This is a genomic window from Rugamonas aquatica (assembly GCF_009380215.1).
GTDB lineage: Bacteria > Pseudomonadota > Gammaproteobacteria > Burkholderiales > Burkholderiaceae_D > Rugamonas > Rugamonas aquatica_B.
In genome coordinates this window covers 254333-279911 of the sequence record NZ_WHUG01000005.1, presented here as the reverse complement: position 1 = coordinate 279911, position 25579 = coordinate 254333, and the positions used below count along the sequence as shown (strand labels likewise).

20 protein-coding genes are annotated in these 25579 nt (G+C 64.1%); 13 read left to right on the top strand and 7 right to left on the bottom strand.

The window, feature by feature from the left end; genetic code table 11:
- The first annotated feature begins 95 nt into the window (after window positions 1–95).
- Genes tssM through GEV02_RS15230 form a run of 3 tightly spaced genes read left to right on the top strand, consistent with a single transcriptional unit; the run spans window position 96 to window position 5562 of the window.
- Complete coding sequence (gene tssM, locus GEV02_RS15240; RefSeq protein ID WP_235922798.1) at window positions 96–3794, top strand: type VI secretion system membrane subunit TssM; 3699 nt, start codon at window positions 96–98, stop codon at window positions 3792–3794.
- Window positions 3791–4759: a type VI secretion system-associated protein TagF gene (gene tagF / locus GEV02_RS15235; RefSeq protein ID WP_152838801.1), complete on the top strand. Its 969-nt coding sequence runs from the start codon at window positions 3791–3793 to the stop codon at window positions 4757–4759. Before tssM ends, tagF begins: the two co-directional genes overlap by 4 nt.
- Before the next feature lie 14 nt (window positions 4760–4773).
- Window positions 4774–5562 (top strand): OmpA family protein, encoded by a 789-nt coding sequence (locus GEV02_RS15230; protein WP_152838800.1) that lies wholly within the window; start codon window positions 4774–4776, stop codon window positions 5560–5562.
- Window positions 5563–5565: 3 nt separating this feature from the next.
- Here GEV02_RS15230 and GEV02_RS15225 read toward each other — a convergent pair whose 3' ends face one another.
- From GEV02_RS15225 to tssJ, 3 genes are read right to left on the bottom strand one after another with little or no spacing between them, the layout of a single operon-like run.
- The gene (locus GEV02_RS15225) at window positions 5566–6348 is read right to left on the bottom strand and encodes a DotU family type IV/VI secretion system protein (RefSeq protein WP_152838799.1); all 783 of its coding nucleotides are present in this window, start codon (window positions 6346–6348) and stop codon (window positions 5566–5568) included.
- On the bottom strand, window positions 6345–7688 hold the full coding sequence (gene tssK, locus GEV02_RS15220; RefSeq protein WP_152838798.1) for a type VI secretion system baseplate subunit TssK: 1344 nt from the start codon (window positions 7686–7688) through the stop codon (window positions 6345–6347). Before tssK ends, GEV02_RS15225 begins: the two co-directional genes overlap by 4 nt.
- A gap of 13 nt (window positions 7689–7701) precedes the next feature.
- Complete coding sequence (gene tssJ, locus GEV02_RS15215; RefSeq protein ID WP_152838797.1) at window positions 7702–8277, bottom strand: type VI secretion system lipoprotein TssJ; 576 nt, start codon at window positions 8275–8277, stop codon at window positions 7702–7704.
- 166 nt (window positions 8278–8443) lie between these two features.
- On the opposite strand from tssJ, the gene GEV02_RS15210 reads away from it, so the two are divergent.
- The 9 genes from GEV02_RS15210 to GEV02_RS15170 all read left to right on the top strand — a co-directional run bounded on the left by GEV02_RS15210 (window position 8444) and on the right by GEV02_RS15170 (window position 18152).
- Window positions 8444–9046 carry a hypothetical protein gene (locus GEV02_RS15210; protein ID WP_152838796.1) on the top strand — a complete coding sequence of 201 codons (603 nt, stop codon included), beginning with the start codon at window positions 8444–8446 and terminating at the stop codon, window positions 9044–9046.
- 37 nt (window positions 9047–9083) lie between these two features.
- A complete protein-coding gene (tssB, locus tag GEV02_RS15205; protein WP_152838795.1) occupies window positions 9084–9584 on the top strand; it encodes a type VI secretion system contractile sheath small subunit in 501 nt (166 codons plus the stop codon).
- 1 nt (window position 9585) lies between these two features.
- Window positions 9586–11073 carry a type VI secretion system contractile sheath large subunit gene (gene tssC / locus GEV02_RS15200; protein WP_152838794.1) on the top strand — a complete coding sequence of 496 codons (1488 nt, stop codon included), beginning with the start codon at window positions 9586–9588 and terminating at the stop codon, window positions 11071–11073.
- A gap of 31 nt (window positions 11074–11104) precedes the next feature.
- Entirely contained in the window at window positions 11105–11596 is a 492-nt protein-coding gene (locus GEV02_RS15195; RefSeq protein WP_008450553.1) for an Hcp family type VI secretion system effector, read from the top strand.
- 100 nt (window positions 11597–11696) lie between these two features.
- Complete coding sequence (gene tssE, locus GEV02_RS15190) at window positions 11697–12170, top strand: type VI secretion system baseplate subunit TssE (protein WP_152838793.1); 474 nt, start codon at window positions 11697–11699, stop codon at window positions 12168–12170.
- A 2-nt stretch (window positions 12171–12172) separates the two neighbouring features.
- A complete protein-coding gene (gene tssH / locus GEV02_RS15185) occupies window positions 12173–14773 on the top strand; it encodes a type VI secretion system ATPase TssH (RefSeq protein WP_152838792.1) in 2601 nt (866 codons plus the stop codon).
- Between the two features lie 13 nt (window positions 14774–14786).
- Window positions 14787–15653, top strand: coding sequence for a type VI secretion system protein TssA (gene tssA, locus GEV02_RS15180; protein WP_152838791.1), 867 nt, complete (start codon window positions 14787–14789; stop codon window positions 15651–15653).
- A gap of 105 nt (window positions 15654–15758) precedes the next feature.
- Window positions 15759–17468, top strand: coding sequence for a methyl-accepting chemotaxis protein (locus tag GEV02_RS15175; RefSeq protein ID WP_152838790.1), 1710 nt, complete (start codon window positions 15759–15761; stop codon window positions 17466–17468).
- 21 nt (window positions 17469–17489) lie between these two features.
- Window positions 17490–18152 carry a tRNA-uridine aminocarboxypropyltransferase gene (locus GEV02_RS15170; protein WP_152838789.1) on the top strand — a complete coding sequence of 221 codons (663 nt, stop codon included), beginning with the start codon at window positions 17490–17492 and terminating at the stop codon, window positions 18150–18152.
- Here GEV02_RS15170 and GEV02_RS15165 read toward each other — a convergent pair.
- From GEV02_RS15165 to GEV02_RS15155, 3 genes are read right to left on the bottom strand one after another with little or no spacing between them, the layout of a single operon-like run.
- A complete protein-coding gene (locus GEV02_RS15165) occupies window positions 18135–21029 on the bottom strand; it encodes an Hsp70 family protein (protein WP_152838788.1) in 2895 nt (964 codons plus the stop codon). The genes GEV02_RS15170 and GEV02_RS15165 overlap by 18 nt on opposite strands.
- Before the next feature lie 16 nt (window positions 21030–21045).
- On the bottom strand, window positions 21046–22896 hold the full coding sequence (locus GEV02_RS15160; protein WP_152838787.1) for an Hsp70 family protein: 1851 nt from the start codon (window positions 22894–22896) through the stop codon (window positions 21046–21048).
- Window positions 22893–23480: a DUF2760 domain-containing protein gene (locus GEV02_RS15155; protein WP_070357643.1), complete on the bottom strand. Its 588-nt coding sequence runs from the start codon at window positions 23478–23480 to the stop codon at window positions 22893–22895. Before GEV02_RS15155 ends, GEV02_RS15160 begins: the two co-directional genes overlap by 4 nt.
- 228 nt (window positions 23481–23708) lie before the next feature.
- On the opposite strand from GEV02_RS15155, the gene GEV02_RS15150 reads away from it, so the two are divergent.
- Window positions 23709–24866 carry a PA0069 family radical SAM protein gene (locus GEV02_RS15150; protein WP_152838786.1) on the top strand — a complete coding sequence of 386 codons (1158 nt, stop codon included), beginning with the start codon at window positions 23709–23711 and terminating at the stop codon, window positions 24864–24866.
- Here the strand turns inward: GEV02_RS15150 and GEV02_RS15145 are convergent.
- Entirely contained in the window at window positions 24858–25541 is a 684-nt protein-coding gene (locus tag GEV02_RS15145) for an O-methyltransferase (protein ID WP_152838785.1), read from the bottom strand. The genes GEV02_RS15150 and GEV02_RS15145 overlap by 9 nt on opposite strands.
- Window positions 25542–25579 lie beyond the last annotated feature (38 nt).

Sequence of the window (25579 nt, the reverse complement as noted above, 5' to 3'; positions counted from 1 at the left end):
TGTTTTGCGTCAAGAAATTGCCGCATTGTTGGTGGCACCATTGATCGGTCCGCTTGCTGCTCAGGCGCTATCTTCCACGCCGGCCTCGTCCCATGATGCGAAGAATCTGGTACTTCCTTACCGATACCCGCCACCTGACCATCATCGGCCTGACTGCGATGGCGGCGTTTTTTTATCTCGGCGCGCAAGTGCTGGAACTGGCCCTGATCTGGGCGCTGGCGGCGACCGGCTTGATGCTGCTACTGGCCGGCCTGGTCTGGCTGTGGCGGCGCCGGCGGGCCACGCGCGAGTCCGAGGAGCTGGGTGCGGCCATCGGCGCGCAGGCCGCCACCGCGCAGGCGGAATTGCAGGCGCGCGACCAGTCGGGCGCCGAGGTCAAGGCGATCCGCGACAACATGCTCAAGGCGATCGAGACCATACGCGGTTCGAAGATGGGCATCGTGTCCGGCACGCGCGCGCTGTATGAGCTGCCGTGGTACATGATTATCGGTAATCCCGCAGCGGGCAAGAGCACGGCCATCACCAACTCGGGTTTGCAGTTCCCCTTCGCCGACGGCAAGATCGTGCACGGCGTGGGCGGTACCCGCAACTGCGACTGGTTCTTCACTACCGACGGAATCCTGCTCGACACGGCAGGGCGCTACGCAGTGCTGGACGAGCACCGCGCCGAATGGCACGGCTTTCTCGACCTGCTGAAGAAGTACCGCAGCCGTGCGCCCATCAACGGCATCCTGATCGCGGTCAGCATCGCCGAGCTGCGCGGCGACGATCCTGAAGTCGGCATCAAGCTGGCGCGCAGCCTGCGCAAGCGGGTGCAGGATCTGATCGAGCGGCTGGAAGTGTTCGCGCCGGTGTACGTGGTGTTCACCAAGGCCGATCTGATCGCGGGCTTCGGCGAGTTCTTCGCCCGCGCCGAACGCGGCGAGCGCGAGCGCGTGTGGGGCGCCACGATGCCCTACAAGCGCAAGGCCAGCAGCCAGCAGATGATGGCCTTCTTCGATCACAGCTTCGATGAGCTGTGCGCCGGCTTGAAAGAACTGAGCGTGGCTAATATGAGCCAGCAGCGGCGCGAGCGCATGGAGCCCGGCGTGTTCACCTTTCCGCTGGAGTTCGCGACGATACGCGCGCCGCTGCGCAGCTTCCTCGTCACGCTGTTCGAGGAAAACCCTTTTCAATTCAAGCCGGTGTTTCGCGGCTATTACTTCACTAGCGCCTTGCAGGAAGGTGTGGCGGTCAGCGAGCAATCGCGCCGGCTGGCGAAGCGCTTCGACCTGGCGGTGCCGGACGCGCCGCCGGTGGCGGGCAGCGGGCAGTCGGGATTCTTTCTGCTTAAGCTGTTCCGCAACGTGATCTTCGCTGACAAAGATCTGGTATCGCAGTACGCCAGCAAGAACAAGGTGCGCCTGACTTATGCGGCCTTCTTCGCAGCGGCGGTTTTGTTGGGCGTGTCGCTGGGCGGCTGGAGCTGGTCGTATCTTGGCAACCGCCAGCTGGTCAGCAACGTGCAGGCGGATCTCGACAAGGTGATCAAGCTGCAAGCCAAGCGTCTGGATCTGCAATCTCGCCTGGAGGCGCTGGAGATCCTGCAGGATCGTATCGAGCAGCTGGACAAATATCGCACCGACCGGCCATGGTCGCTGCGTATGGGCCTGTATCAGGGCGAACTGTTGGAGCGCAAGCTGCGCGAGGAGTACTTCGCCGGCGTGCGCGAGGTGATGCTCAGGCCTGTCGTCGCCAATCTGGAGACGCTGCTGTCGGAGATGAACGCGCATGCCGATCAACTGCAGGCGCCGGGTGCGCAGGCTGCCACGGTTCCAGCCACGCCGGGCCGCCAGTTCCAGGAAGCCTCCGCCGTCAGTGTCGAAGACGCCTACAACGCCTTGAAGAGCTACCTGATGCTGGCCGATACTTCCCGCGCTGAGCCCAGCCACCTGAACGACCAGTTGACCCGTTACTGGCGCGGCTGGCTGGAGAACAACCGCGGCGCCATGCCGCGCGAGCAGATGATACATAGCGCCGAACGGCTGATGACGTTCTACCTTGCGCAGACAGCCGATCCCTCCTGGCCGCGCATCGAGCAGAAGCTGGCGCTGGTGGACCAGGCGCGCGAGAACCTGCGCCGCGTGGTGCGCGGCATGCCGGCCAGGGAGCGCGTCTACGCCGACATCCGCGCCCGCGCCAACACGCGCTACCCGGCGATGACGGTGGCCCGCATGGTGGGCGAGCAGGATCAGGCGCTGATGACGGGCAGTTACGCCATCCCCGGCGCTTACACCCGCGAGGCATGGGAGAAGTTCGTGCAGGACGCCTTCCGCGAAGCGGCCACGCACGAACTGCAAAGCGCCGACTGGGTCTTGAAAACGGCGGCCCGTGACGATCTGACGCTGGAAGGCAGCCCCGAACAAATCCAGAAAGGGCTGACCGATTTGTACAAGGCCGATTACGCACGCGAGTGGCAGAAGTTCGTTCAGGGCGTCACCATCGCCAACCTGAATGGCTTCGATGCGGCGGTGGCGGCGATGAACCGCCTGGGCGATCCGCAGTCCTCGCCCATCTCCAAGCTGCTGACAGCCATCCACCAGCAAACGTCGTGGGACAATCCGGCCATCATGAGCGCCGAATTGAAGGAGGCGCAGACGGGTTTCGTCAACTGGGTCAAGAACAGTGTGTTGCGGCGCGGGCCTTCGCAGATCAACGTCAACGTTCAGCTGGACCAGGCCAGGGCCGACAAGCCGATGGGGCCCATCGGCCGCGAGTTCGCCGGCGTCGGCAAGCTGGTGGCGGCCAAGGACAAGGATGCATCGCTGATGCGGTCCTACATGGAGACGCTGTCGAAACTACGCAGCCGCTTGAACCAGTTGAAGAACCAGGGCGATCCCGGCCCCGGCGCGCGCCAGTTCATGCAGCAGACGCTGGAGGGCAGCGGCTCCGAGCTGGCCGATGCGCTGCGCTACGTCGATGAACAAATGCTGACCGGGATGAGCGACGCGCAGAAGCAGTCCATCCGTCCCATCCTGGTGCGGCCGCTGATGCAGACCTTCGCCGTGCTGGTCGGCCCGGCCGAGGCGGAGATCAATAAGACTTGGGTAGCGCAGGTCTACGAACCGTTCCAGCAATCGCTGGCGAACAAATATCCGTTCTCGCCGAACGCCCGCATCGAAGCCGGCAGCGCGGAGATCGCCCAGTTCTTCGGGCCGGATGGATTGATCGCCAAGTTTGCCACCGGCGCCATGGGGCCGCTGGTGCTGCGGCGCGGCGACGTGCTGGCGCCGCGCACGTGGGCGGACATGGGTATCACGCTGTCCCCACAGATCGTGGCGCGTTTCCCCGGATGGATAGCGCCGATAGCCGCCGGCGGCGTCGCATCGTCGTCCGCCGCCGCGCAAACTATCTTCCAGATCCAGCCGATGCCGGCGCCCGGCACGCTGGAATACACGGTCGATATCGACGGCCAGCAGCTACGCTACCGCAACACGCCGGCTCAATGGGCGAACATGGTTCATCCGAGTCCCCAAGGCGCGCCTGGAGCGCGCATCACGGCGGTGGCCTTCGATGGCCGCAGCGTGGACGTGTTCAATGAGCCCGGCCAGTTTGGCCTGAAGCGCATGATCGACGCAGCGGCCAAGCAGAAGCGCGAAGGCGGCATGTTCGAGTTGCGCTGGACAAGCGGCGCGATCACGGTGACGATGGGACTGAAGATCATCAGCAGTCCGGAAAGCAGCGGCGCAGCGCCGCAGGACCAGGGCTTCCGTGGATTGAAGCTGCCGGAAACGATAGTCGGAGCTGCGCGATGAAGCGGCCAGCGCAAACCGCCCGCATCGGCTACTTCGGCAAGCTGCCGACGCGCGGCGACTTTATCAAGGCCGCAGACAACCTGGCGCTGGCCAACCTGCTGGACGGCTGGCTGGCTGAGGTCATGAACCTGCTGAGCGCCGACCCGCGCTGGAAGCTCAATTATGACGCCATGCCTCCGCTGGACTTCGCCTTCGTCGGCACGCGCAGCAGGCGCGCTATCGCAGGCCATCTGCGGGCCAGCAGCGACCTGTCGCAGCGGCGCTATCCCTTCCTCAGCATGAGCGCCATCGAGATCGACGAGCCGCGCAGTTTCGTGGCGCGTAGCCCGCTGGTGTTTGCGCCGTTGTGGAACGTGCTGGAGCCGTTGGCGAGCGAGGTGCTCGATGCTGCGGAACCAGAGGCGAGCCTGCACACGATGGCCGCCACCACCGTCGATATCGATCCTGGCGATGCTGGCCACGAGCAGCTCTTCATGGATTTCCTCGATCGCCACAACGTCGCCGGCCTGGAGGCGATGCTGGGCCGCGTCTCTGTGCGCCAGATGATACTGGCGGTCGGTCTGCTGTTGCAGCCGGTGCGTCGTAGTGGCGCTGCGCGCCTGGACAAAAGCCTGGTGCTGCCATTGCCGCCGGGTGCACCTCAGCGCTACCTCGTGGCGTCGTTCTGGCTGGACTTGATCGCGCCCTTTCTGCAGCATGCGGATTTTGAACTGAGCCTGTTCTTCTGCGAACAGCGCGGGCAGTCGTCGCTGGTGGTCGGCTTCTGCGGCGCTGCGCCGGAAGTCCTGCAAGCGCTGATCGACCCCAGTTACGCGGCCGAACAGCAGATCGCCTTCGAGTACGCGGGATGGGTCGATGAACTCATCGTCGGTGATGCCGGCGTGCAGAAGCTGTCGGCATACCTGGAGCAGGGGCAGTTGTCGCTGCGCTCGGCCCATGCACTGTTTCACGAAACCTTTGTCTGACAAGGAGCCATGCGATGCGCCAGCGGACCATCTGGCCGGCGGTGATGCCGGCTTTGCTGTCTATATCACTCCATTGCGACGCACAGGCGCCGCAACCTGCCACGCCGAAGCCGGGACAGATCCTGGTCAGCGGTGCGGTGCCCGACGAGGCAAGCAAGGCTGCCTTGCTTCAGCGTGTGCGCGATTTGTACGGAGCGGACCGTGTGGTCGACCAGGTTGCGATCTCGCCGGTCTCGCTGCCGCCCAACTGGAATGGTTACGTGCAAAAGCTGATTCAACCGAATCTGAAGCTGATCAGCAAGGGAGAGCTGAAGATCGACGGCACCAACGTCGCCTTGCGCGGCGAGGTGGCCAACGAGGCGCAGCGTCAGCAGATCGCCAGCGATATCGCCACCAGCCTCAATCCCAGTTACACCGTCAATAACGGCTTGCGCGTCAGCGCGACCGAGCAGAATCTGCTGGATGAAACGCTGGCCAAGCGCATCATCGAATTCGAGAGCGGCAAGGCGACATTGACCGCGTCCGGCCAAGGCATTCTCGATGAAATGGCGGCCGCGCTGCAAAAGGTTAAAGGCAAGAAGGTTGAGGTGATCGGCCATACCGATAACGTTGGCCTGAGGGAGAGCAATCTCGCCTTGAGCCAGGCGCGCGCCGAAGCCGTACGCACCTACCTCGCCGGCAAGGGCATCCCCGCGGAGATGGTGATGGTGTCGGGACAGGGGCCGGATCGGCCTGTCGCTGAAAACAACAACGCGGAAGGTCGTGCGCGTAACCGTCGCATCGAGTTCCGCGTTGCGCAATAAGGCTCAGGGCAGGGTGATCGTCACGTAGGCCGGACGCGGCGCCAGTTTCACCAGGTCGCTGTAGCCGGCCAACGTGTTCTGCGTTGAATGCGATAGCGACGACGACAGTCCAAGGTAGGCGCTCAATCCTATCAGCGCAAACACGGCGGACATGGCCCACAGCGGGGTATTGCTGCGCAGCTTGTGGACGATCTGGTCGGGCCGTTCGGCCTGCGGTGCGAAACCCTTGCTCTTGCCCTGAATGTGGGCGATTTCATCGCCCACGCGGGCGGTCATGTAGGCCAGCTTGTCACCGGCGTCCAGCACGTACTTCCCACGGAATCCGATCAACAGGCACATATGAAAAACCTGCAGCGCGGCGAGGCGCGTGCCTCCAGCGCTGCGCAGCGCTTCGAGGCGGTCGAAGAAGTGCTCGCCGGCCAGCTGGTCGCCGAAGATCACCAGTTGCAGCGGGCGGCGTTCCCAGGCGAAGCGCATCGGGCAGGATGACGACAGGATGATCTCGTCCAGCGCCGCGCAGAAGGCGTACTTGGCGGCGTCGATGTCTTCGCCCTGCGCGCGCAGCTTGCGGGCCTCGCGGTCGAACTCTGCGAGGTAGGCGGTGACTGTGTCGAGCAGGGATGCTTCGCCCGGCGGTACGCTGCCGTTCTTCAGCATGAACAGCAGGTAGAAACCATCCTGCAGCAGGTCCACCAGCGTCTGCACATGGCCGTAGCCGGGCTGCTGCTGGCGGCGCTGACCGCCCATCAGCGTGGGGATGGCGCGGCGTTCGACGGGCGGCGTCATGCTGTCACCGCTATCAGGCCAAGACGCAGGTCGCGTATGCCTGCCGGAACGTAGATCGAAATCGACTGTGCTTTCAACATCTGCTCATACAACATGCCTTTGCCCTCCAATGCGAAGTAGTAGGTATCCGGTTGCACTGGAATAGCAGCCGGCACTTGCGGTGCATGGGTGATCTTCACGCCGGGCATGGCGGAGAGCACGCATTTTTCAACGTCATCCGGCGCGCCGACTTTGACGCGCAACGGGACGATTTCCACCAGCTCCAGCGCGGACAGCGATGCGCTGACCGCGAGATAAAGCGTGGTGCGCTGGTCGATCTTGCCGGAATCGAGTTTACCCAGGTGGTAGCTGGGCTTCTCTTCCGACAGGGCGATCGAAAAGTACTTCGTCGAGATGACGGTGTCGAGTAGGTCGCGGATGATGAGATCCAGGCTGGAGAAGCATTGGGCCGGGTCATTATGCTGGTAGCAGGGAAGGTGTATCAGCGAATACTGCTTCGAGTAGGTCATCATTGCGCCAGCCAGCGCAAGCAGTGCTTCGAACAGCCGCTCCGGATGCAGCGCGGGATTGCGGACGTAGTGCATCAGCGCCGCGGCGGAAGTGCTGACCGTGTGCAGCAGCCAGAAGGACGATACGTCGCCGGAACGGAACTCGATAACGTTGCGGCTAGGCTCGCGCATATGTCCTTGCAGCGACTGCACCTTGGCCTGCAAGGCGTCCATCAGCCGGTCCAGCAGCGCCTTCAAGCCCGGCGCGCTGGCGATCGACAGGCTCGGGGCGATGAACTGCGGGTCTGGCTCGAAGCCGCCTGTCACCACGCGCCGCAGTCGTATCACCGGTATGCAATCGAAGGCACCCAGCGGTTCCTGGTCCGATACCAGCCGCGCGGATTTTTTCAGATAGCTCACTTCCGTGCCGACCGCCTGCGTGTAAAGGTCCGCCGTCTCGCGCGAGGCCTGTTGGTAGCGTGCGCCGTTCTGTTGATCCGCCGTCGCCGCATTGCCGCCGGCTGGCGACAGCGTAGGCAGCGCCGCGTAGAAGGTCAGTTCCTGTAAGGTCGGCGGCAATGTGGAGAGATCGACGGCGGTGGGCAGCGGATCGCTGGCAGGCGCGTCGACGATCTCCCCATCTTGGAACATCACCGATAGCGAATGCAGGCGCAGGCGATCGGTCTTCAGCGCATCCAGGTCCCATTCGACTTTTCGCACTCCCCATAGATAGGGATGCAGCGCATGAGCGGTCTGCTGCAGCCGCGCCTCATGATAGTGGTCCTGCTGCTGGAAGTGCTGCGGCCGCAGGAACAAACCCTCACCCCAAAGAACCTTGGACGGAATACTCATGCTGTCTCCAATTTTATTGACAATGAACGGTGGCCAGTGGTTTGCCTGCATCGCCGTAAGCCGGTGAGCCGGCGCCTACGCTCATCGCGCAGGCGTGCAGGCCTATGGTGATGCCGGACTTCTCCGCATCTCCGGCGGCGAACGCAAGCCGCCAGCGTTGTTCTGCGGGTGAGCGGAAGAGCGCGACCACGCCGATAAAGTAGGCTTCGCGTCCCACCTTCTCCACGACTTCGTAGCGCTGGCCGGGGATCAGCATCACTTCCTTGACCTCCAGCAGATCGTTGCCAAGCAGTTCGCGCTCCCCGTGAGCGCTGAGGAAACCGTCGAATGTCATTTGTTGGAACGTTGCCGTCTGCCGAAGTTTGTAGATGCGCGCCGCAAGCGCCAAAGGCTGGGAACCATTGCCGGCATTGAGGTTCTGGCTCGCGTGCAGGCGGATCGCCACAGTGCGCGGCGGTTTTTGCGCATCGGGCAGCTCGGGCGGATTTCGGATGCCGACGATTTCCATCGCCGCGCCCGCGATGGAGCCTGCCGCGCAGCCCTGTAACGCCAGCAGTCCCGCGATCACGATAGTCTTCTGCGCGTTCATATTTTCTCCAAGCGATTCAGCCATTAGAACGAAAGCCTCGCAGCAGAAATTTGAGGCGGCGCAAGCAAATCGGAAACGCCACGGCGATTGAGTAAGCGCAATGGCGGGCTTGGGCATTCATGAATAATGGGTCCCTTCTTGTCCGCATATGCAAAAGGAGAAAGTGATGATCACGCCAAGAACATGGCTGCCCTGTATGGCGAGCTTGATGCTGCTGTCAGGCTGCGCAACAGATGGCGACTCGGTCCGCGCCGACAAGCTTCAGGCATCGACACTGGAGAACGCGCTGGCGGAAGCCGATACCGCGCTGGCATCCGGCCACGCCGACAAGGCGCAGAGTATCCTGAAGAATGCGGCGACTAGCTACCCGGCTGACAAGACGCCCTGGTTGCATATGGCGCAGATCAAATTCGACCGCGCCAGCTACGGCGAGGCGATCATCAATGCGCAGGAGGCGTTGCTGCGCGATCCCAACGACAAACTCGGTAACAGCATCGTCGCAGTCAGCGGATTGCGACTATCGACCAAGGCGCTGTCGGACCTGAGCCAGCAGAATAATCTGAGCGGATCGCTGCGTTCGGAAGCGCAGGACTTGGCGAAGCTGCTGCGTAACAGTTTGGGTGAAGATGTTCTTGTGCCCACATCGAATGCCGCGCGCAAGCCAGCCCCTCCCGTCGCGGCCAAGAAGACAGTGGCCGTTCCTCCGGCAGCTCAGCCCAAGACCGGAACGCAATCCAATGGCAATGATCCTTTTGGCGGATTGAAGTAAATCCGCTATCCGCGTTTTTTCTTTTGATGGAGTGTGTATGGCTAACGGAGACAGTGTTCAAAAGCGCCTGACCAAAGTACGTCCGCCTCGTGTGCAGATGACGTATGACGTGGAGATCGGCGACGCGATGGAGAACAAGGAGCTGCCGTTTGTCGTCGGCGTGGTCGGCGATTTTGGCGGCAATTCGGAGGTGGAAAAGAAACGCCTCAAAGACCGTAAGTTCGTCAACATCGACAGCGGAAACTTCGATGAAGTGTTGGGCGGCGTGGAACCGGTGGCGCGGTTCCAGGTGCCCAATCAGCTCAGCGGCGACGACACCAGCTTCAATGTGGAGCTGCGTTTCAAGGCGATGTCGGATTTTCGTCCCGAGGCTATCGTGCAGCAGGTCGAGCCGCTCAGCAAGCTGCTGGAAGCGCGCAGCAAGCTCGCCGACCTGCGCAACAAGCTGGCGGGGAACGACAAGCTGGAAGACATCCTGAGCGATGTACTGAGTAATACCGACAAGCTGGCCAGCTTGAAGTCCGCCAAGGGAGGGTGAGATGTCCGCACAAGCAAACCTGATGCAGGAAGCCGTACCGTCGGTGGAAGGTCTTAACCTGCTCGACCAGATCGTCGAGCAAAGCAAGGTCGCCAAGTCCAGCGTGGAGCACGAGCGCGCCAAGGACATCATCTCCGAGTTAGTCAGCCAGGTGTTGGAGGGGACGGTGGTGATGTCGAATAACCTGTCCGCCACGCTGGATGCACGGGTGGCGGAACTGGACCGGCTGATTTCCAGTCAACTGAGCGCCATCATGCACGCGCCGGCCTTCCAGAAGCTAGAGCAAAGCTGGACCGGCCTGCATTACCTGGTGCGGAATTCCGCCACCGGCCAAGGCCTGAAGATACGTATGCTGAACGCCACCAAGCGCGAACTGGTGAAGGACTTCCAGTCCGCGCTGGAGTTCGACCAGAGTTCGATGTTCAAGAAAGTCTACGAAGAGGAATTCGGCACCTTCGGCGGCGCGCCCTATGCGGCGCTGCTGGGCGACTTTGAAGTCTCGCGCCAGCCTGAGGACATGTATTTCATCGAGCAGATGTCGCACGTCGCCGCCGCTTCGCATGCACCATTCATCGCGTCGGCAGCACCGGAGCTTTTTGGTCTGGAGAGTTACGGCGATTTGAGCAAGCCACGTGACCTGTCCAAGGTATTCGATACGGTGGAATACGCCAAGTGGAAGGCCTTCCGCGAATCCGAGGACTCACGCTACGTCGGCCTGGCGCTGCCGCGTTTCCTGGGGCGCCTGCCTTTCAATCCGGTCGATGGCACCACGGTCGAAGGCTTCAACTTCGTCGAGGAAGTGGATGGCACCGACCATCAGAAGTACCTGTGGTGTAACGCCGCCTATGCCTTCGGCGCCAAACTGACCAAGGCCTTCGACGATTTCGGCTGGTGCGCAGCGATTCGCGGCGTCGAAGGCGGCGGCCTGGTGGACGATTTGCCCACCCACACTTTCAAGACCGATGAAGGCGAGGTAGCGCTCAAGTGTCCAACCGAAGTCGCCATCACCGACCGCCGTGAGAAGGAGCTGAGCGATCTCGGTTTCATATCGCTGGTCCACTGCAAGAACACCGCCTACGCCGCCTTCTTTGGCGCGCAGTCGGCGCAGAAGGCCAAGAAGTACAGTTCGGACGCGGCAAACGCCAACGCCGTGCTGTCGTCGCAGTTGCAGTACATCTTCGCCGTCTCGCGTGTCGCTCACTACATGAAGGCCATGATGCGCGACAAGATCGGCAGCTTTGCGGCGGCCTCCAATGTCGAGGACTTCCTCAACCGCTGGCTGATGAAATACGTTCTGCTGGACGACAACGCCAGCCAGGAGCAGAAGGCGCAGTTCCCGCTGCGCGAAGCATCGGTGCAGGTGCATGAGGTGGCGGGGCGGCCGGGCGTGTACCGCGCCGTGTCCTTCCTGCGGCCGCACTTCCAGCTGGATGAATTGTCCGTTTCCCTCCGTCTGGTCGCGGAGCTGCCGCAATCGACCAACTACTGATGTTCACTATAACCTGAGACAGGAGCATGCAATGGCAATCGACGTTTATCTGTACATTGATGGTATCAAGGGCGAGTCCAACGACGATCGTCACAAGGACTGGATCGAGTGCAAATCTGTCAGCTTCGGCGTGGAGCAGCCAAAATCGGCCACAGCTTCCACCGGCGGCGGCCACACAGCGGAACGCTGCGAGCATCGCGACATCGTGATCTCCAAGCTGGCCGACCTGTCCACTCCTATCCTGCTGCAAACCTGCTCGGCGGGCCGCACCATCCCCAAGGCCAAGTTTGAGTTCATGCGCGCCGATGCGCAGGGCGAGCGCGTTAAGTACTTCGAGATCGAAGTCGAGAATGTCCTGATCGGCGCGGTGTCCCCGGCCGTTGAGGAAGGCGACATCCTCACCGAAGACGTGGCGCTGAAATTCTCGAAGATCAAGTGGAAGTACACCCAACAGAAAATCAGCGGCGGCGCCGGCGGCAATACCTCTGGCGGCTGGGATCTGGCCAGCAACCGCATCGTCTGAACCTTGTTCCCTTGCGCCCGTTGCGGAGTGTGCGGCGATTCGCCGCGGTGCGTTTTCTGGCCAGGCCGGCCTGGCCTGGCTTTCTTTTTGAGAGCATGCGATGAATGGCTTTACGCGCGGCCTGTTCGACCGTTTGCTGGACCCTCGGAGTGACCATGCCCGCGCTGCGCATGGATTGTCAACAGAGCAGTTGAAAGACGCCGTTGCTCGCGATCTTGAGGACTTGCTCAACACCCGCTGCGCGCTACCAGAGGAAATGCTGCAAGCCTTTCCCGAGTGCGCCAGCTCCATCGTCAACTACGGATTGATCGACTTCGCCGGCATGTGCTTGAGCAGCAGCGAGGACCGGGCCCGCATCTGCGCCTGCCTGAAGGCCGCAATCGAACGCCACGAGCCGCGCCTGCGCAATGTGCAGGCCCGCCTGGAGCGCGAGATCGGATCGATCAACCGGGTCAGCTTCGCCATCAGCGCCACACTGGCCGGGCTGCCGATGCGCGAGATGGTCAGCTTCGACGCCGTCCTGCAGCCCTCGTCGCTGCACTATTCGATCAACCGCAGTACCCGCGGAGCCTGAGCATGAACCTCAATCTGAAAACCCTGATCGGCAAACTGAATGACACCACCCGCTTGGCCGCCACCCGCGCCGCCAGCATCTGCGTGGCGCTGGGGCAGTACGAAGTGGAAGTGGAACATCTGTTCCTCGCCCTGTTGGAGCAGGAACGCTGCGACGTGGTGCTGATCGCCTTGCAGTGCGGCGTCAGCCCCGAGATGCTGGAAGCCGATCTGCACCATGAGGTTGGCCAGTTCAAGACCGGCAGCACCCGCACGCCGGTCTTCTCGCGCCACCTTCCGCAGCTGCTGGAGCATGCGTGGCTGATTGCTTCGCTGGCGACGCCGCAGCCGGACCGCATCCGCAGCGCACACCTGCTGGTGGCGCTGTTGACGACGCCGGACCTGGCGCAATTGGCGCAGCGCGCCTCGCCGCTGTTCGGACAAATCCCCATCGATGAGGTCAAGCACAAGCTGGAGAAATACACCCATGGCTCGCAGGAAGAAACGCCCGCAACCGACGCAGGCTCCGCCACCCCGCTTGCCGACATGGCACCGCAAAGCAGCCCGCGCACGCCGGCGCTGGACCAGTACACCACCAGCCTGACGCAGCTCGCACGCGACGGCAAGCTCGATCCCGTCATTGGCCGAGAAGCGGAGATACGTCAGGCGATCGACATCCTGATGCGCCGCCGCCAGAACAATCCCATTCTGACCGGCGAGGCTGGTGTCGGCAAGACCGCCGTGGTAGAAGGCTTGGCGCTGCGCATTGCTGAAGGAGATGTGCCGGACGTACTGAAAGGCGTCGAGATCCGCACGCTGGACATGGGCCTGTTGCAGGCCGGCGCCAGCGTCAAGGGCGAGTTCGAAAACCGGCTGAAAAACGTGATCGACGAAGTCAAGCAAAGCCCGCATGCCATCATCCTGTTCATCGACGAGGCCCACACGATGATAGGCGCGGGCGGCCAAGCCGGCCAGAATGACGCCGCCAACCTGCTCAAGCCTGCGCTGGCGCGCGGAGAACTGCGCACCATCGCCGCCACCACATGGGGCGAGTACAAGAAGTACTTCGAGAAGGATGCGGCGCTGGCGCGGCGCTTTCAGGTCGTCAAGGTCGAAGAGCCGAGCGAGGAGATCGCCAGTGCCATGCTGCGCGCCATGACGCCGCTGATGGAACGCCACTTCGGCATCCACATCCGCGATGAAGCCGTCACCGAGGCGGTGCGGCTGTCGCACCGCTACATTAGCGGCCGACAGCTGCCGGACAAGGCGGTCAGTGTGCTCGATACGGCTTGCGCCCGCGTCGCGTTGGCGCAGAGCGGAACGCCGGCCTTGCTGGAGAACGCGGCCAAGGCCATGGAGCGCCTGTGCGTTGAAATCGCCGCCCTGAAGCGCGAGGACTGCGGACGCACCCATGCGCAACGACTGGCGCAGCTACAGGGCGCGCACGACTTGCTGCAGACGGAGTACGCACAACACAACGAACGCTGGCAGCGCGAGCAATCCATCGTTGCTGCCATCGCGCGCCTGCGGGCTGCAGCGGATGGTGCGGAGCAGGTCCGCGCATTGCGCGAGGAACTGGCAGCACTGCAGGGGGAAGCGCCGCTGGTACCGGTGGACGTGGACGCCGCTGCCGTCGCCGCCATTGTCTCCGGCTGGACCGGTATCCCGCTGGGGAAGATGGTCAAGGACGAGATCCGCACCGTGCTCAAACTGCAGGAGGCGCTGCAGTCGCGCATTCTCGGCCAGGACCACGCCATCGCCGCCGTTGCCCAGCGCGTTCGCACCGCGCGCGCCAATCTGGATGACCCCAACAAACCAAAGGGCGTGTTCCTGTTCGCCGGCCCGTCCGGCGTCGGCAAGACCGAAACCGCGCTGGCGCTGGCGGACCTGCTGTACGGCGGCGAGCGCAAACTCATCACGATCAACATGAGCGAGTATCAGGAAGCCCACAGCGTCTCCGGCCTGAAAGGTTCGCCGCCCGGCTACGTAGGCTACGGACAGGGCGGCGTGCTGACCGAGGCGGTGCGCCGCAATCCCTACAGCGTGGTGCTGCTGGACGAAATCGAGAAAGCCCACCCCGACGTGGCCGAACTGTTTTTCCAGGTCTTCGACAAGGGCGTGATGGACGACGCCGAGGGCCGCGAGATCGACTTCCGCAACACCATCATCATCGCCACCTCCAACGCCGGCTCGGCCGCCATCATGCAGGCCTGCCTGAACAAGGAAGCGCCGCCAGCGGCGGCGGATCTGGAAGCGCTGCTGCGCCCACATCTGTTCAAGCATTTCAAACCGGCCTTCCTCGGCCGCTTGAAAGTGGTGCCGTACTACCCGATTCCGGACGCAGTGCTGGCGCGGATCGTCGCGCTCAAGCTGGACCGCATTGGCCTGCGCATCCGCGATCACCACCACGCGGAATTCGGCTACGACCAGGCCCTGGTTGACGCGGTGCTGGCGCGCTGCACCGAAGTTGATTCCGGCGCCCGCAACGTCGACCATATCCTCAACGGCAGCCTGCTGCCGGAGATCGCCGAGGCGGTTCTGCAGCGAATGTCGGAAGGCGTGGCCATTACCCGGATCAGGGTCGGCGCCAGCAAACAGGGCCAGTTTAAATACACCATCAAATAGTGCGGAGGCCTCCATGTTTAACGTCGCCCAACTGCTGGAGCCGATCAGCTCAATGGATCCTTGCGGCGAAGATGTCGCTTTCAGCGCGGAGGTGGACCAGATCGCGCAAGCGCGCCTGTACGACGACCCCACGCTCGACCAGGGCGAATGGGTGTCGGCCTTGAAGGAAGCCGACTGGGAGTTCGTCGGCGCGCGCTGCGCCGACATGATCGCCCGCCGCAGCAAGGACATGCGGCTGGCCGTCTGGCTGGCCGAAGCCCAAGCCAAAACGCGCGGCCTGCGCGGCTTGGGTGACGGCTACGCGGTGCTGGCCGAATTGTGCGAGCGCTATTGGGACGGCATGTACCCGCAAGCCGACGACGGCGACTACGATCAGCGCATCGGCAACCTGTTCTGGCTCCTGGCCCGCACGCCGGCGCTGGTGAAGGAGACGCCGTTGACGGAAGGCTCGGCGCTGCTGCCGGACGCCGAATACTGCCTCGCCGTGCTGGCCGACCTGGAACGCATCGTCGACCAGCGGCTGGGCGCCGACGGCCCAGGCTTCAGCGTCGCCAGGGACGCCGTGCAGGCAGTCATCCGCAGCATCGCGCCTGTGGGCAGCACGGCGGCGCTGGCGGCAGTACAGGATGCCGCAAACGGCGCGGCGCCCGCCAGGGCAGGTGGGCCGCTGCAGGACCGCCATCAGGCGCTGGCGCAGCTGCGCGCCGTCGCCGACTTCTTCCGCCGCACGGAGCCGCACAGCCCCGTGGCCTACCTGGCCGACCGGGCCGCCAGCTGGGGCGACATGCCGCTGCACGTCTGGCTGCGCGCCGTCATCAAGGATCCCGCCGCCATCGCCGGCGTGGAGGAGCTGCTGGGAGCCCCAAACCGGAGCGAGTGAAGGTCATATTGCTCAAAAAAAATATTTCCTTTAGAGCTACAGTTTCGCCTCAAATGGTGCTAGGATGGATTAGAGAGTTTCTTCACATCCGCTTTGAGGGCAGCTATGAACAACCTGAAAATTGGCACACGCCTCGGCTTCGGTTTCTCGCTCATCCTGTTACTGCTGACCGCGATGACGATTATCGGCATCCTGCGGCTAAGCAGTGCCAGCGCGATGACCGATCACATGATTAACGTGAAGATCCGCGACGAGCGGTTGATCGCGGAGTGGGGCAAGATCATCGAAGTGAACGCCGCCCGCACCACCGGCGCATGGATGGTGGCCGATGCCGCCGACCAGAAGACGCTTGAAGGCATGATGGCCGAATCCTCCGGCCGCGCTACCAAGATCCAGGACCAGATCGGCGCCGACATAGAAGACGAAGAACTCAAGCCCCTGTTCCAAAAGGTGCTGGAGACCCGCAAAGCCTACACCGAGATCCGCAAGTCCGTCTTCGCCGCCAAGAACGCTGGCGATCTGGAAAAGGGCAAGAAGCTTTACGAGGGTGACATGGCGCAGAGCCGCACCCTCTACCTCGACGCGCTGAAAAAATTCGCCGACCGCCAGGGCGCCTTGCTCGATCAGGCGGCAGTCGACATCCAGCACCAGTACACCAGCGGCCGCACGCTGCTCATGCTGCTGGGCGTGGCCGCGATTATCCTCGGTGTTACCGCTGCCTGGTGGATCACGCGCACCATCACGCAGCCGATCAACGAAGCGGTGAAGGTGGCGGAGACGGTATCGTCGGGCGACCTGACCAGCGACATCCCGGTCGGCAGCAGCGATGAAACCGGCCAGCTGATGACCGCCCTGAAGAACATGAACACGAACCTGGTTAATATCGTAGGTCAAGTTCGCAGTGGGACGGATCTGATGGCCCACGCGTCCTCCGAGATCGCCGCCGGTAACCACGACCTGTCCTCGCGCACCGAGGAACAAGCCAGCTCGCTGCAGGAGACTGCATCCTCGATGGAGCAGCTGACGTCCACCGTGCGCTTCAACGCTGAAAATGCTCGCGAAGCCAACAAGCTGGCCGTCAGCGCATCGGAGATCGCCAGCCGTGGCGGTGCTGTCGTGGGCGAGGTGGTTCACACGATGGGATCGATCAACGATTCGTCGCGCAAGATCGTCGACATCATTTCGGTCATCGACGGCATCGCCTTCCAGACCAATATCCTGGCGCTGAACGCTGCGGTGGAGGCCGCGCGCGCGGGCGAGCAGGGGCGGGGCTTCGCGGTCGTGGCATCCGAAGTGCGCAATCTGGCGCAGCGCTCGGCCGCCGCAGCCAAGGACATCAAAGGCTTGATCGACGATTCGGTGCAGAAGGTGGCGCTGGGTTCCGACCTGGTCGACAAGGCTGGCCAGACCATGAGCGAGATCGTCGACAGCATCGGCCGCGTGACGCAGATCATGAACCAGATCAGCAACGCCAGCGAAGAACAGAGCATCGGCATCGCCCAGGTGAACGATGCGATCACCCAGATGGACCAGGTGACGCAGCAGAACGCGGCGCTGGTGGAGCAGGCCGCAGCGGCGGCGGAATCGATGCAGGAGCAGTCGGCCAAGCTGGCCGACGTGGTCAGCGTGTTCAAGCTGGATGCGGTGCAGATGGCGATGAAGACGCCAGCCCTGCCGCATGCGCGGCCACGCGCCGCAGCGCCGAAGACGCGTCCTGCGCCGACGGTAGCCGCACCGGCCAGGAAAGCGTTGGCGGCCGCGCCCAAGCGCGCGACGGTGGCCTCCAGCGAATCGGACGGCTGGGAAGAATTCTAAGCTTCGGTACAATGGCGGTCTATGACGACCGCCGCTTCATCCACACCTCCCACTCCACGTTCCACGCGCGCGCACTGCGCCGCGTGCCTGCGTCCGCAGCAGACCTGCATCTGCCGCTGGGTCGCGGCTTTGCCGAACCAGGTGGAGGTGCTGATCCTTCAACACCCGATGGAAGTGAACAACGCCAAGGGCAGCGCGCGCCTGCTGCATCTGAGTCTGTCCAGCAGCCGGTTGGAAGTAGGGGAGGCGTTCGCACCGGAGCGTCTGCAAGAGCTGCTGTCGCCTGAGCGGCGCAGCGTGCTGCTGTATCCTGATACGGTGGAGGACAAGTCGCTGGGCCTGGCCGCAGCGCAGCCCTTCGATGCGGAGTGGCTGCAGGCGCCGCAGGATCTGCGGCTGGTAGTGTTGGATGGAACCTGGCGCAAAAGCCGCAAGATGCTGTATCTGAATCCGGCGCTGCAAAGCCTTCCGCGCCTGCCCTTGCGTGACACGCCGCCGTCGCACTACCTGATCCGCAAGGCGCATCTGCCGGACCAGCTGTCCACGCTGGAGGCCACCGTCTACGCGCTGGCCCAGCTGGAAAACGATATAAATAAATTCAATCCGCTGATCGACGCCTTCGACGGCTTCGTCGCGCAGCAGGCGGGCTACGTTGCGCGCCCGCCGTCAGGCGATCAGCTTTAGACCCGGCGGCAGGGCTTCGCCCAGCATGCGCTTCTCGTCGGCCTGATCGAGCTGCACCACCTCGCGCACCATCGCGCTCCAGTTGGAGGGGGCACCAACGGCGGCAAGGCGACGCAGGATGTCGGCCCGCAGCGCTTCGCCGATATCGCGAGAACGGTCGCCCGTCATGCGCGCCAGATGGGCTGCGGCGAAACCGGCCGGCTCCACCTTCTTCCAATCCAGCGACAGAATAACCGCCAGCCATTGCTCGACCACGGCAGTCTCCACCACGTCATGCGCGCTGCCGTGGAAAGGCTGGCGCGCACCGACCCGGCTCAGGCCCCACAGGAAGCGAGCCTGTGCCGCTTCGGCCTTGCCTGCGGCATCGGCGCCGCTGCGTGTTTTGTTGACGGCGGCTTTCGCTGCGGCCTTGGTCGCGGCCTGCAACTGGCCCAGCATCCACGCGCCGATTTCGGCCTTGTAGTTGCCGGGGATGCGCTCCAGCGATGCGCCCAGGCGCAGCATGTCTTCCTCGCTGCCGTTGACCAGCGTGTGCGGACGGCGTCCGCGTTCCTGATCGTCGGCCTGCACGTTGAAGGCGAAATCGTCCAGCACGCGCAACTGCGCTTCCACACTCAGGCCGCCGGCCACGCGACGCCACAGCGTCCACCATTCGGCGCAGACCTGGCTGTCCTTGTGGTGCTGGACGCCGGTGTCGAACATCGCCCATAGCTGCTCGATGCGCCACTCGTCCAGCGTGTAGCCGAAGCCGGGACGCAGGCAGTAGCCGGTCAGGTTCAGCCACGCGCGCTCATGTTCGGACGAGCGACGGCGGCCTTTGGCGCGCTGGATCAAGGCATCGAACAGGCGGCGCAGCAGCGGCGTGGCCCAGCTTTCGCGGCTGCCCAGCAGGTGTTCGAGCTGCGTGCGCAACTGCTTCACTTCCTTCACATCCACCTGCTGCGCGCGGCTGCCGAAGATGCGGTCTATCTTTTCGATGGCGGCGTCGAAGCCTGCGGGCATTGGCGCTTCCTGTGGTGCTGCGGCGTCGGTGTCGCCGTCGCCGTCGATGGCGGCAGCGTCGCCGCGTAGCTGGAACTCCAGCAGCCAGCGTTGTGCGCCTTCGATGGCGACGCAATGCACATCCAACGTACCGACTTCACTCAGCGTGGCGGCCAGTTGTACAGGGATCTCCTTGCGCGCATCGGTGGCGCTGCTGTCGCGCAGGACCGTGGCGATAGGCGGAAGCTGGACGTATTCATCGGGTTGCAGTTCGACCAGCTCACCGGCTTGCGGCGTTGCCGCTTCGGCGATCGATGAGGCGAGATGGAAGCGCACCGGCCGCCCGACGCGCAGCGCGAAGGTGCGGTCGGTCAGCAGGATTTCGCGGTTCTCCACGCTGCCGCGTGGCAGGATGCAGATGGCGCGGCGTGGCTTGTCAGGGCGTGCTTCGTCGTCGAGCAGCAGGAAGTAGCTGCGCGGCGAGCCGCCGCCGATCACCGGCGCTTGCCCCGCCTGGCCCAGTGCGTAGGCGACGCCGCCGCGCGCTACCGCTACATCGGGATTGTCGTTGTGCAGAACGTTCAGGCCTTGTCCGCGCCAGTTGGCCAGCGTGGCTTCAAGCCGGCTGGCCAGCGCGTCCGCGCGGAACACTCCGCCGTTGAGCAGCAGCGAGTCGGGAATGGGGATGTTGGTGCTGTCGTCGGCCGGTATGCCCAGCGCCTCGCGCGCGGCTGCCGCGTGCTGGCGCAGGAAGCTGGCAAGGTGGCGCGTGATGGCGGCGTCGCTGGCGTAGGGCAGGCCGAACTCCACGATCGCGCCACGGCCGCGCCGCGCGGCTTCCTGCGTTTCATTCAAGGGGAAGAAACCATCTACCACCAGCTCCGCGACTTCATCACGCGTCAGGTCGGCGGAGCGTGAGCCGCCGATCAGGCGCGAGCCGGAGCCGAGCAGCGTGACAGTGGTGCTTTCCGGCGCGTCGGCCGCCAGCAGCAGTTCCTTCGCGGCCCGGCAGCGCTCCGCCAGTTGCGACAAACGGCTGGCCGACAAGCGTGCCGGCGCCGCGCCATCCCCGGCCGCCGACGCCATGCGTGCCTCGACCAGATGCGCCAGCGCCAGGTCCATATTGTCGCCGCCGAGTATCAGGTGGTTGCCGACGCCGATGCGGCTGATCTGCGGCTGGCCGTCGGCCATGTCGACTTTGATTAAACTGAAGTCGGTAGTGCCGCCGCCGACATCGCAGATCAGCACCAGGCGCGTATCCGTCAGATCGGCGGCCAGCGTTGCGCGCTGGCGGTACAGCCAGTCGTAGAAGGCTGCCTGCGGTTCCTCCAGCAAACGCAGGCTGGCCAGGCCGGCCATGCGCGCAGCCTCCAGCGTCAGCGCGCGCGCGCCTTCGTCAAATGAAGCAGGTATCGTCAGTACCAGCTGCTGGTGCTCAAGCGGATGCGCAGGGAAGCGCGCGTTCCACGCAGCGCGCACATGCGCCAGATAGGAAGCGCTGGCCGCGACCGGCGACACCTTGGCCACATCGGCCTCCGCGCCCCACGGCAGTATCGGCGCGGTGCGGTCCACATGCGGATGCGACAGCCAGCTCTTGGCGCTGGAAACCAGGCGCCCCGGTACCTGCGCCCCCAGCTTGCGCGCCAGGCTGCCGACGACGACCTGCGACAGGCCCGCCACATCCTCGGCAGGCCACGGCAGTTGCAGATCGCCGTCCGCCAGCTCACCCTGCGCCGGGTGGTAGCGCAGGGACGGCAGCAGCGCGCCCGCAGCAACCTCACCGGGCGCCACCAGCTGCTCGATCTCGAACAGGCGTATCTGCGCGCTGCCCGGCTCCGCGTAAGCGAGCACCGTATTGGTGGTGCCCAGGTCGATGCTGACGACGTATTGACTCATGCTCAGGCAGCGATGCTTACGCTGCGCCGGTGCGCACGTCGAACTCCACCTTCCAGCGCTGGCCGTCGTTGGCCACTGCCAGCAGTTCCAGCGTGCCCGATTCGGTCGCCATCGCATGCAGGCGAACCTGCGCCACGTCGCCGGCCAGACGGCCTTCCGGCGACAGCGTCGCCTGGATCTCGTTCATCTCGATCAGCTCATCGGGACCCCAGAAGTCCAGCAGGTCGCCGATCTGGTCCTGACGGCGCACCGACGAACCGAAGAAGCGGAACTGCACAGGCTCGCCGACCACCAGGCCGAATTCCTGATTCGGCAATTCGATCTCGCTGCCTTCTTCCATGCCGAACGGCGCCACGCACAGCGCCTGGATAGGCGGCTCCATGCCTGGAATCGCCGGCATCGACGATTCGATCGCCACGTAGTAGGCGCGCGCCGTGCCGCCGCGTATGCGTACGCCGCTGCCGCGACGCACATACGAGTAGTAAGCCGCGCCGCGCGCCACGGCCAGGTCCAGGTCCGCGCCGCCGAGCATGCGCGCAGGCTCGGAGCCTTCCATGTACAGCCAGTCGTTGATGGCGCTCATGACGCGCTGCGCCAGCAGCTCCGACTTGAACACGCCACCGTTGAACAGCACCGCAGTCGGATGCAGGAAAGTGGCGTCGGCGTTCTGCTTGCCGGCGTAGCCTTCCAGTTCGCTGGTCGCACCGACCTGGCGTGCCAGGAATGCAGCAAGATGGCGCGTGATGCCCGCGTCCTGCGCATACGGCAGGCCAAGCTGCGTAAGGCCTGCGCGCGTGCGCACCGCCGGACGTGCCGCCGCATCCACCTGCGGGAAGAAGCCGTCGAGGATGAAGGTGGTGACTTCGTCGCGCGTCAGTTCGGTGCGGATCGAACCGCCGATCAGTTTCGAGCCACGGCTCGGCACCACGATAGGCCAGGTGTCGACGCTGGCGTCGGCCAGCAGTTTTTCCTTGGCGCTGCGGCAGCCGTAGGTCAGCGCGCGCATTTGCCATGCGTCGAGCTGCGTGCCGTTGGCGGCCAGCTTGCGCGCCACCAGATGCGCCAGCGCCAGATCCATATTGTCGCCGCCGAGCAGAATGTGGTCGCCCACTGCGATGCGGTGCGGTTCCAGCACGCCGTCGCGTTCCAGCACGGCGATCAGCGAGAAGTCGCTGGTGCCGCCGCCGACGTCGACCACGAGGATGATGTCGCCCGGCTTGACTTCCTTGCGCCAGCGGCCTTCGCTGCCCTGGATCCAGCTGTACAGGGCCGCTTGCGGCTCTTCCAGCAAGGTGAGGTTGGTGTAGCCGGCGGCGCGTGCCGCTTCGGCTGTCAGTTCGCGCGCGCCCGGGTCGAACGATGCGGGAATCGTCACCGTCACTGCCTGTTCGCCGAACGGCGCGTCAGGATAGGCTTGCTCCCATGCCTGGCGCAGATGCGTCAGATAGCGGGTCGATGCTTCCAGCGGCGAGACGCGCGTCACTTCTTCCGGCGCGTCGTTCGGCAGCAGGGCGGAGCGGCGGTCGACGCCAGGATGGCTCAACCAGCTTTTGGCGCTGGAGACCAGGCGGATAGGCGTGGTGGCGCCACGGCTGCGCGCCATCTCGCCGGCCACGCCGGTTTGTTCTTGTTCGGATTGTGGCCACGGCAGGCTCAATTCGCCCGGCGCCAGTTCGTCCGCGTGCGGCAGGTAAAGGAAGGACGGCAGCAGCGGCAGGTCTTCCACCGTGCCCGGTGCGGTCAGCTGCGGAATGGCCAGCACGCCGTGCTGGGTTTTCTCGCCGTCGCTGGCGCCCAAGTCCACATAGGACAGCGCGCTGTGCGTGGTGCCAAGGTCGATGCCGATGGCGTAGCGTGGGTCGCTCATAATTCCACCTCCGCCGGCGCCAGGATGGCTGCGTCATGTGCTTCGGCCAGTTTCGGCAGACGCACGTTGGAAGCGCGCCAGCCGCGATGGCTCAAGGCGCCACGGAACGGCGCGCTGCCGACCACGTTGCCGGTCAGGCGCACGGCGCTGGCGTCGAAGCCTTCTTCCAGCACGATGCGGCTGCCTTCGGCCTCGCTGCGCACCGCTTCGATGGTGAAGTGCTCGCGCAGCACTTTGCTGCAACCTTCATGCACCACGCGCGCGGCGGCGCCGATGTCGGCGTCGGAATAGGCGCTCAGGTTTTCTTGCGTGAAGTCGATCAGGCGCGCTTCGCGCTGGAACAAGCCAAGCAGCTGCAAGGCGGCATCCGGCGTGGCGACGCGCAGAGGCGTCGGCGCAGGCGCTGGTGCTGGAGCAGGTGCTGGAGCCGGCGCGGCGACAGGTGCGGCGGCTGGTTGCGGCGCGTCGTCGATGCGCGTCAGGCGCGCTGCGTATTCGGCGTCGGACAGGGCGCGGAAGAACGCGCCGATCGCGATGGAAATCCGGCTAAAAAAAGACGGCAATGGTTGAGTCGAGTTGTTCATGTGTGTGCTCGTATTGGGTGAGCCGGGATACCGCATCGGCGGCATCCTGGCGATGCGTGGGTGGGGGCGCGCGTGGCGCGGGGAAAGTCCTTCCCCCGGAAGCCCGCATGATACCAGCTTGACCACGTTGTCCCCAAGACAGCAAGTCCGCGAGATTGATATTTCGCTTGATATCGCCATTTTTAGCGCCTAGAATACTGTATATGTATACAGTAGTTTGGTGCCGCGATGTCCCACGATGAAAACAACCATGAACAAGTGATGCTGCCGCCGCCTTCGCTGAAGGCGCAAAAAGGCCGTGGCGCGGTGTCGAACCTACAGGGCAGGTTCGAGGTCAAAGCCCGCGTCGCCTACGACGACGGCTGGGAGCGCGAAGAGGAAGAAGCCTCCGCGTTGAAGACTGTGGTCACGGACGAGTACTGCAAATCCATCCTCAGCCGCAACGCCTCGCCGGACTTGCCGTTCAGCGTATCGCTGAATCCGTACAGAGGTTGCGAACACGGATGCATATACTGCTTCGCGCGGCCCACGCACAGCTACCTCGGCCTGTCGCCGGGCATGGATTTCGAGAGCAAGATCTTCGCCAAGGTCAACGCGCCGGAAGTGCTGCGGCGCGAGCTGGCCAAGGCTGCCTACGAGCCGTCCGCGATTGCCCTCGGCGTCAACACGGACGCCTACCAGCCCTGCGAGCGCGAGCGCAAACTCACGCGCCGCGTGCTGGAGGTGCTGCAGGAATGCCAGCACCCGGTGGGTCTGATCACCAAGTCCTCGCTGATCGAGCGCGATATCGACATCCTGTCGGCGATGGCGGCCCGGCAGCAGGCCGGCGTCGCCATCACGCTGACCACGCTGGACCCGGCCATCTCGCGCACGCTGGAACCGCGCGCCGCCGCACCTGCCCGCCGCCTGCGCATGATACGCACGCTGACGGACGCCGGCATACCGGTCGCGGTGAGCATCGCGCCGATCATCCCCTTCATCACGGAGCCTGATCTGGAGCGCATCCTGGAAGCGGTCAAGGAAGCCGGCGCCGTCAGCGCCCACTACACCGTGCTGCGCCTGCCGTGGGAAGTGGCGCCCTTGTTTCACCAATGGTTGCAGGCGCACTTTCCCGATCGCGCCAAGCGGGTGATGAACCGCGTGCGTGAAATGCGCGGCGGCAAAGACTACGACAGCGACTTCGGCGCCCGCATGAAAGGCGAGGGCGTATGGGCCGAGCTGATACGCCAGCGCTTCAAGATCGCCACCGAGCGTCTCGACCTGACCGGGCGCGGCAGCCGCTTCTACAACATGGACGCATCGCAGTTCACGCGGCCGCTGGTGGTGCCGCCGCTGGGCGCACGCGCCAAGGCGGCGGCCGCAGCGGGGCAGATGGATTTATTCTGACGCGCCCGTTGCACCGGTGTAGACGGAGAGTTCGACATCATCGGCGAACGGCATCGACATGAAGCCCGATGCTGGCGAGCGCACCATCGCCACATAGTCCGGGTTGTAATCGGCGTTGTCGGCGACGATGATCGCACCCGGACGCAACCTGCTTTGCACCAGCGCCAGGATCTCTGGATAGAGCGCCTTGGCGCCGTCGAGCAGCAGCAGGTCGATGCGCTCGGGCAGGTTGCAGGCCAGCGTTTCCAGCGCGTCGCCGGCGCGGATTTCCACCAGGTCGAGCAAGCCGCCGGCCATCAGGTTGTCACGCGCCCGCTCCACCTTGGACAGTTCGAACTCGGTGGTGATTAAGCGGCCGCCGCCGTTGTCGCGCAGGGCGGAAGCCAGGTACAACGTCGAGAGACCGAACGACGTGCCGAACTCGATGATATTACGCGCACCGCTGCTGCGCGCCAGCATGTACAGCAACGCGCCGGTCTCGCGCGACACCGGCAATGGCGCATCCTTCAGGCGATGGTAGAGGTTCAGGTACTCGGTCTTGCTGCGCATCAGGCGTTCGCGTTCGTCCTTGGTCAGCTCGGCGACGGCCGGGATGTCGGCGATGCGCACGGCGGCGGTTTCTTCGAACAAGCGGTCGAGCAGGGCGGCAACAGGTTGGGAGGTCAGGGTAGTCATGCTGGATTCCTTTAGAAGTAAGAACGGATATAATATGA

What these genes read in the sequence shown, in the direction of transcription:
- tagF (WP_152838801.1), top strand. Translation starts at nt 3,791, where the DNA reads ATGAAGCGGCCAGCGCAAACCGCCCGCATCGGCTACTTCGGCAAGCTG.
- GEV02_RS15170 (WP_152838789.1), top strand. Translation starts at nt 17,490, where the DNA reads ATGACGACCGCCGCTTCATCCACACCTCCCACTCCACGTTCCACGCGC.
- GEV02_RS15150 (WP_152838786.1), top strand. Translation starts at nt 23,709, where the DNA reads ATGTCCCACGATGAAAACAACCATGAACAAGTGATGCTGCCGCCGCCT.
- GEV02_RS15225 (WP_152838799.1), bottom strand. Translation starts at nt 6,348, where the DNA reads ATGACGCCGCCCGTCGAACGCCGCGCCATCCCCACGCTGATGGGCGGT.
- tssH (WP_152838792.1), top strand. Translation starts at nt 12,173, where the DNA reads ATGAACCTCAATCTGAAAACCCTGATCGGCAAACTGAATGACACCACC.
- tssM (WP_235922798.1), top strand. Translation starts at nt 96, where the DNA reads ATGCGAAGAATCTGGTACTTCCTTACCGATACCCGCCACCTGACCATC.
- GEV02_RS15230 (WP_152838800.1), top strand. Translation starts at nt 4,774, where the DNA reads ATGCGCCAGCGGACCATCTGGCCGGCGGTGATGCCGGCTTTGCTGTCT.
- tssA (WP_152838791.1), top strand. Translation starts at nt 14,787, where the DNA reads ATGTTTAACGTCGCCCAACTGCTGGAGCCGATCAGCTCAATGGATCCT.
- GEV02_RS15155 (WP_070357643.1), bottom strand. Translation starts at nt 23,480, where the DNA reads ATGAACAACTCGACTCAACCATTGCCGTCTTTTTTTAGCCGGATTTCC.
- GEV02_RS15195 (WP_008450553.1), top strand. Translation starts at nt 11,105, where the DNA reads ATGGCAATCGACGTTTATCTGTACATTGATGGTATCAAGGGCGAGTCC.
- tssB (WP_152838795.1), top strand. Translation starts at nt 9,084, where the DNA reads ATGGCTAACGGAGACAGTGTTCAAAAGCGCCTGACCAAAGTACGTCCG.
- tssE (WP_152838793.1), top strand. Translation starts at nt 11,697, where the DNA reads ATGAATGGCTTTACGCGCGGCCTGTTCGACCGTTTGCTGGACCCTCGG.
- GEV02_RS15165 (WP_152838788.1), bottom strand. Translation starts at nt 21,029, where the DNA reads ATGAGTCAATACGTCGTCAGCATCGACCTGGGCACCACCAATACGGTG.
- tssK (WP_152838798.1), bottom strand. Translation starts at nt 7,688, where the DNA reads ATGAGTATTCCGTCCAAGGTTCTTTGGGGTGAGGGTTTGTTCCTGCGG.
- GEV02_RS15160 (WP_152838787.1), bottom strand. Translation starts at nt 22,896, where the DNA reads ATGAGCGACCCACGCTACGCCATCGGCATCGACCTTGGCACCACGCAC.
- GEV02_RS15145 (WP_152838785.1), bottom strand. Translation starts at nt 25,541, where the DNA reads ATGACTACCCTGACCTCCCAACCTGTTGCCGCCCTGCTCGACCGCTTG.
- GEV02_RS15210 (WP_152838796.1), top strand. Translation starts at nt 8,444, where the DNA reads ATGATCACGCCAAGAACATGGCTGCCCTGTATGGCGAGCTTGATGCTG.
- tssC (WP_152838794.1), top strand. Translation starts at nt 9,586, where the DNA reads ATGTCCGCACAAGCAAACCTGATGCAGGAAGCCGTACCGTCGGTGGAA.
- GEV02_RS15175 (WP_152838790.1), top strand. Translation starts at nt 15,759, where the DNA reads ATGAACAACCTGAAAATTGGCACACGCCTCGGCTTCGGTTTCTCGCTC.
- tssJ (WP_152838797.1), bottom strand. Translation starts at nt 8,277, where the DNA reads ATGAACGCGCAGAAGACTATCGTGATCGCGGGACTGCTGGCGTTACAG.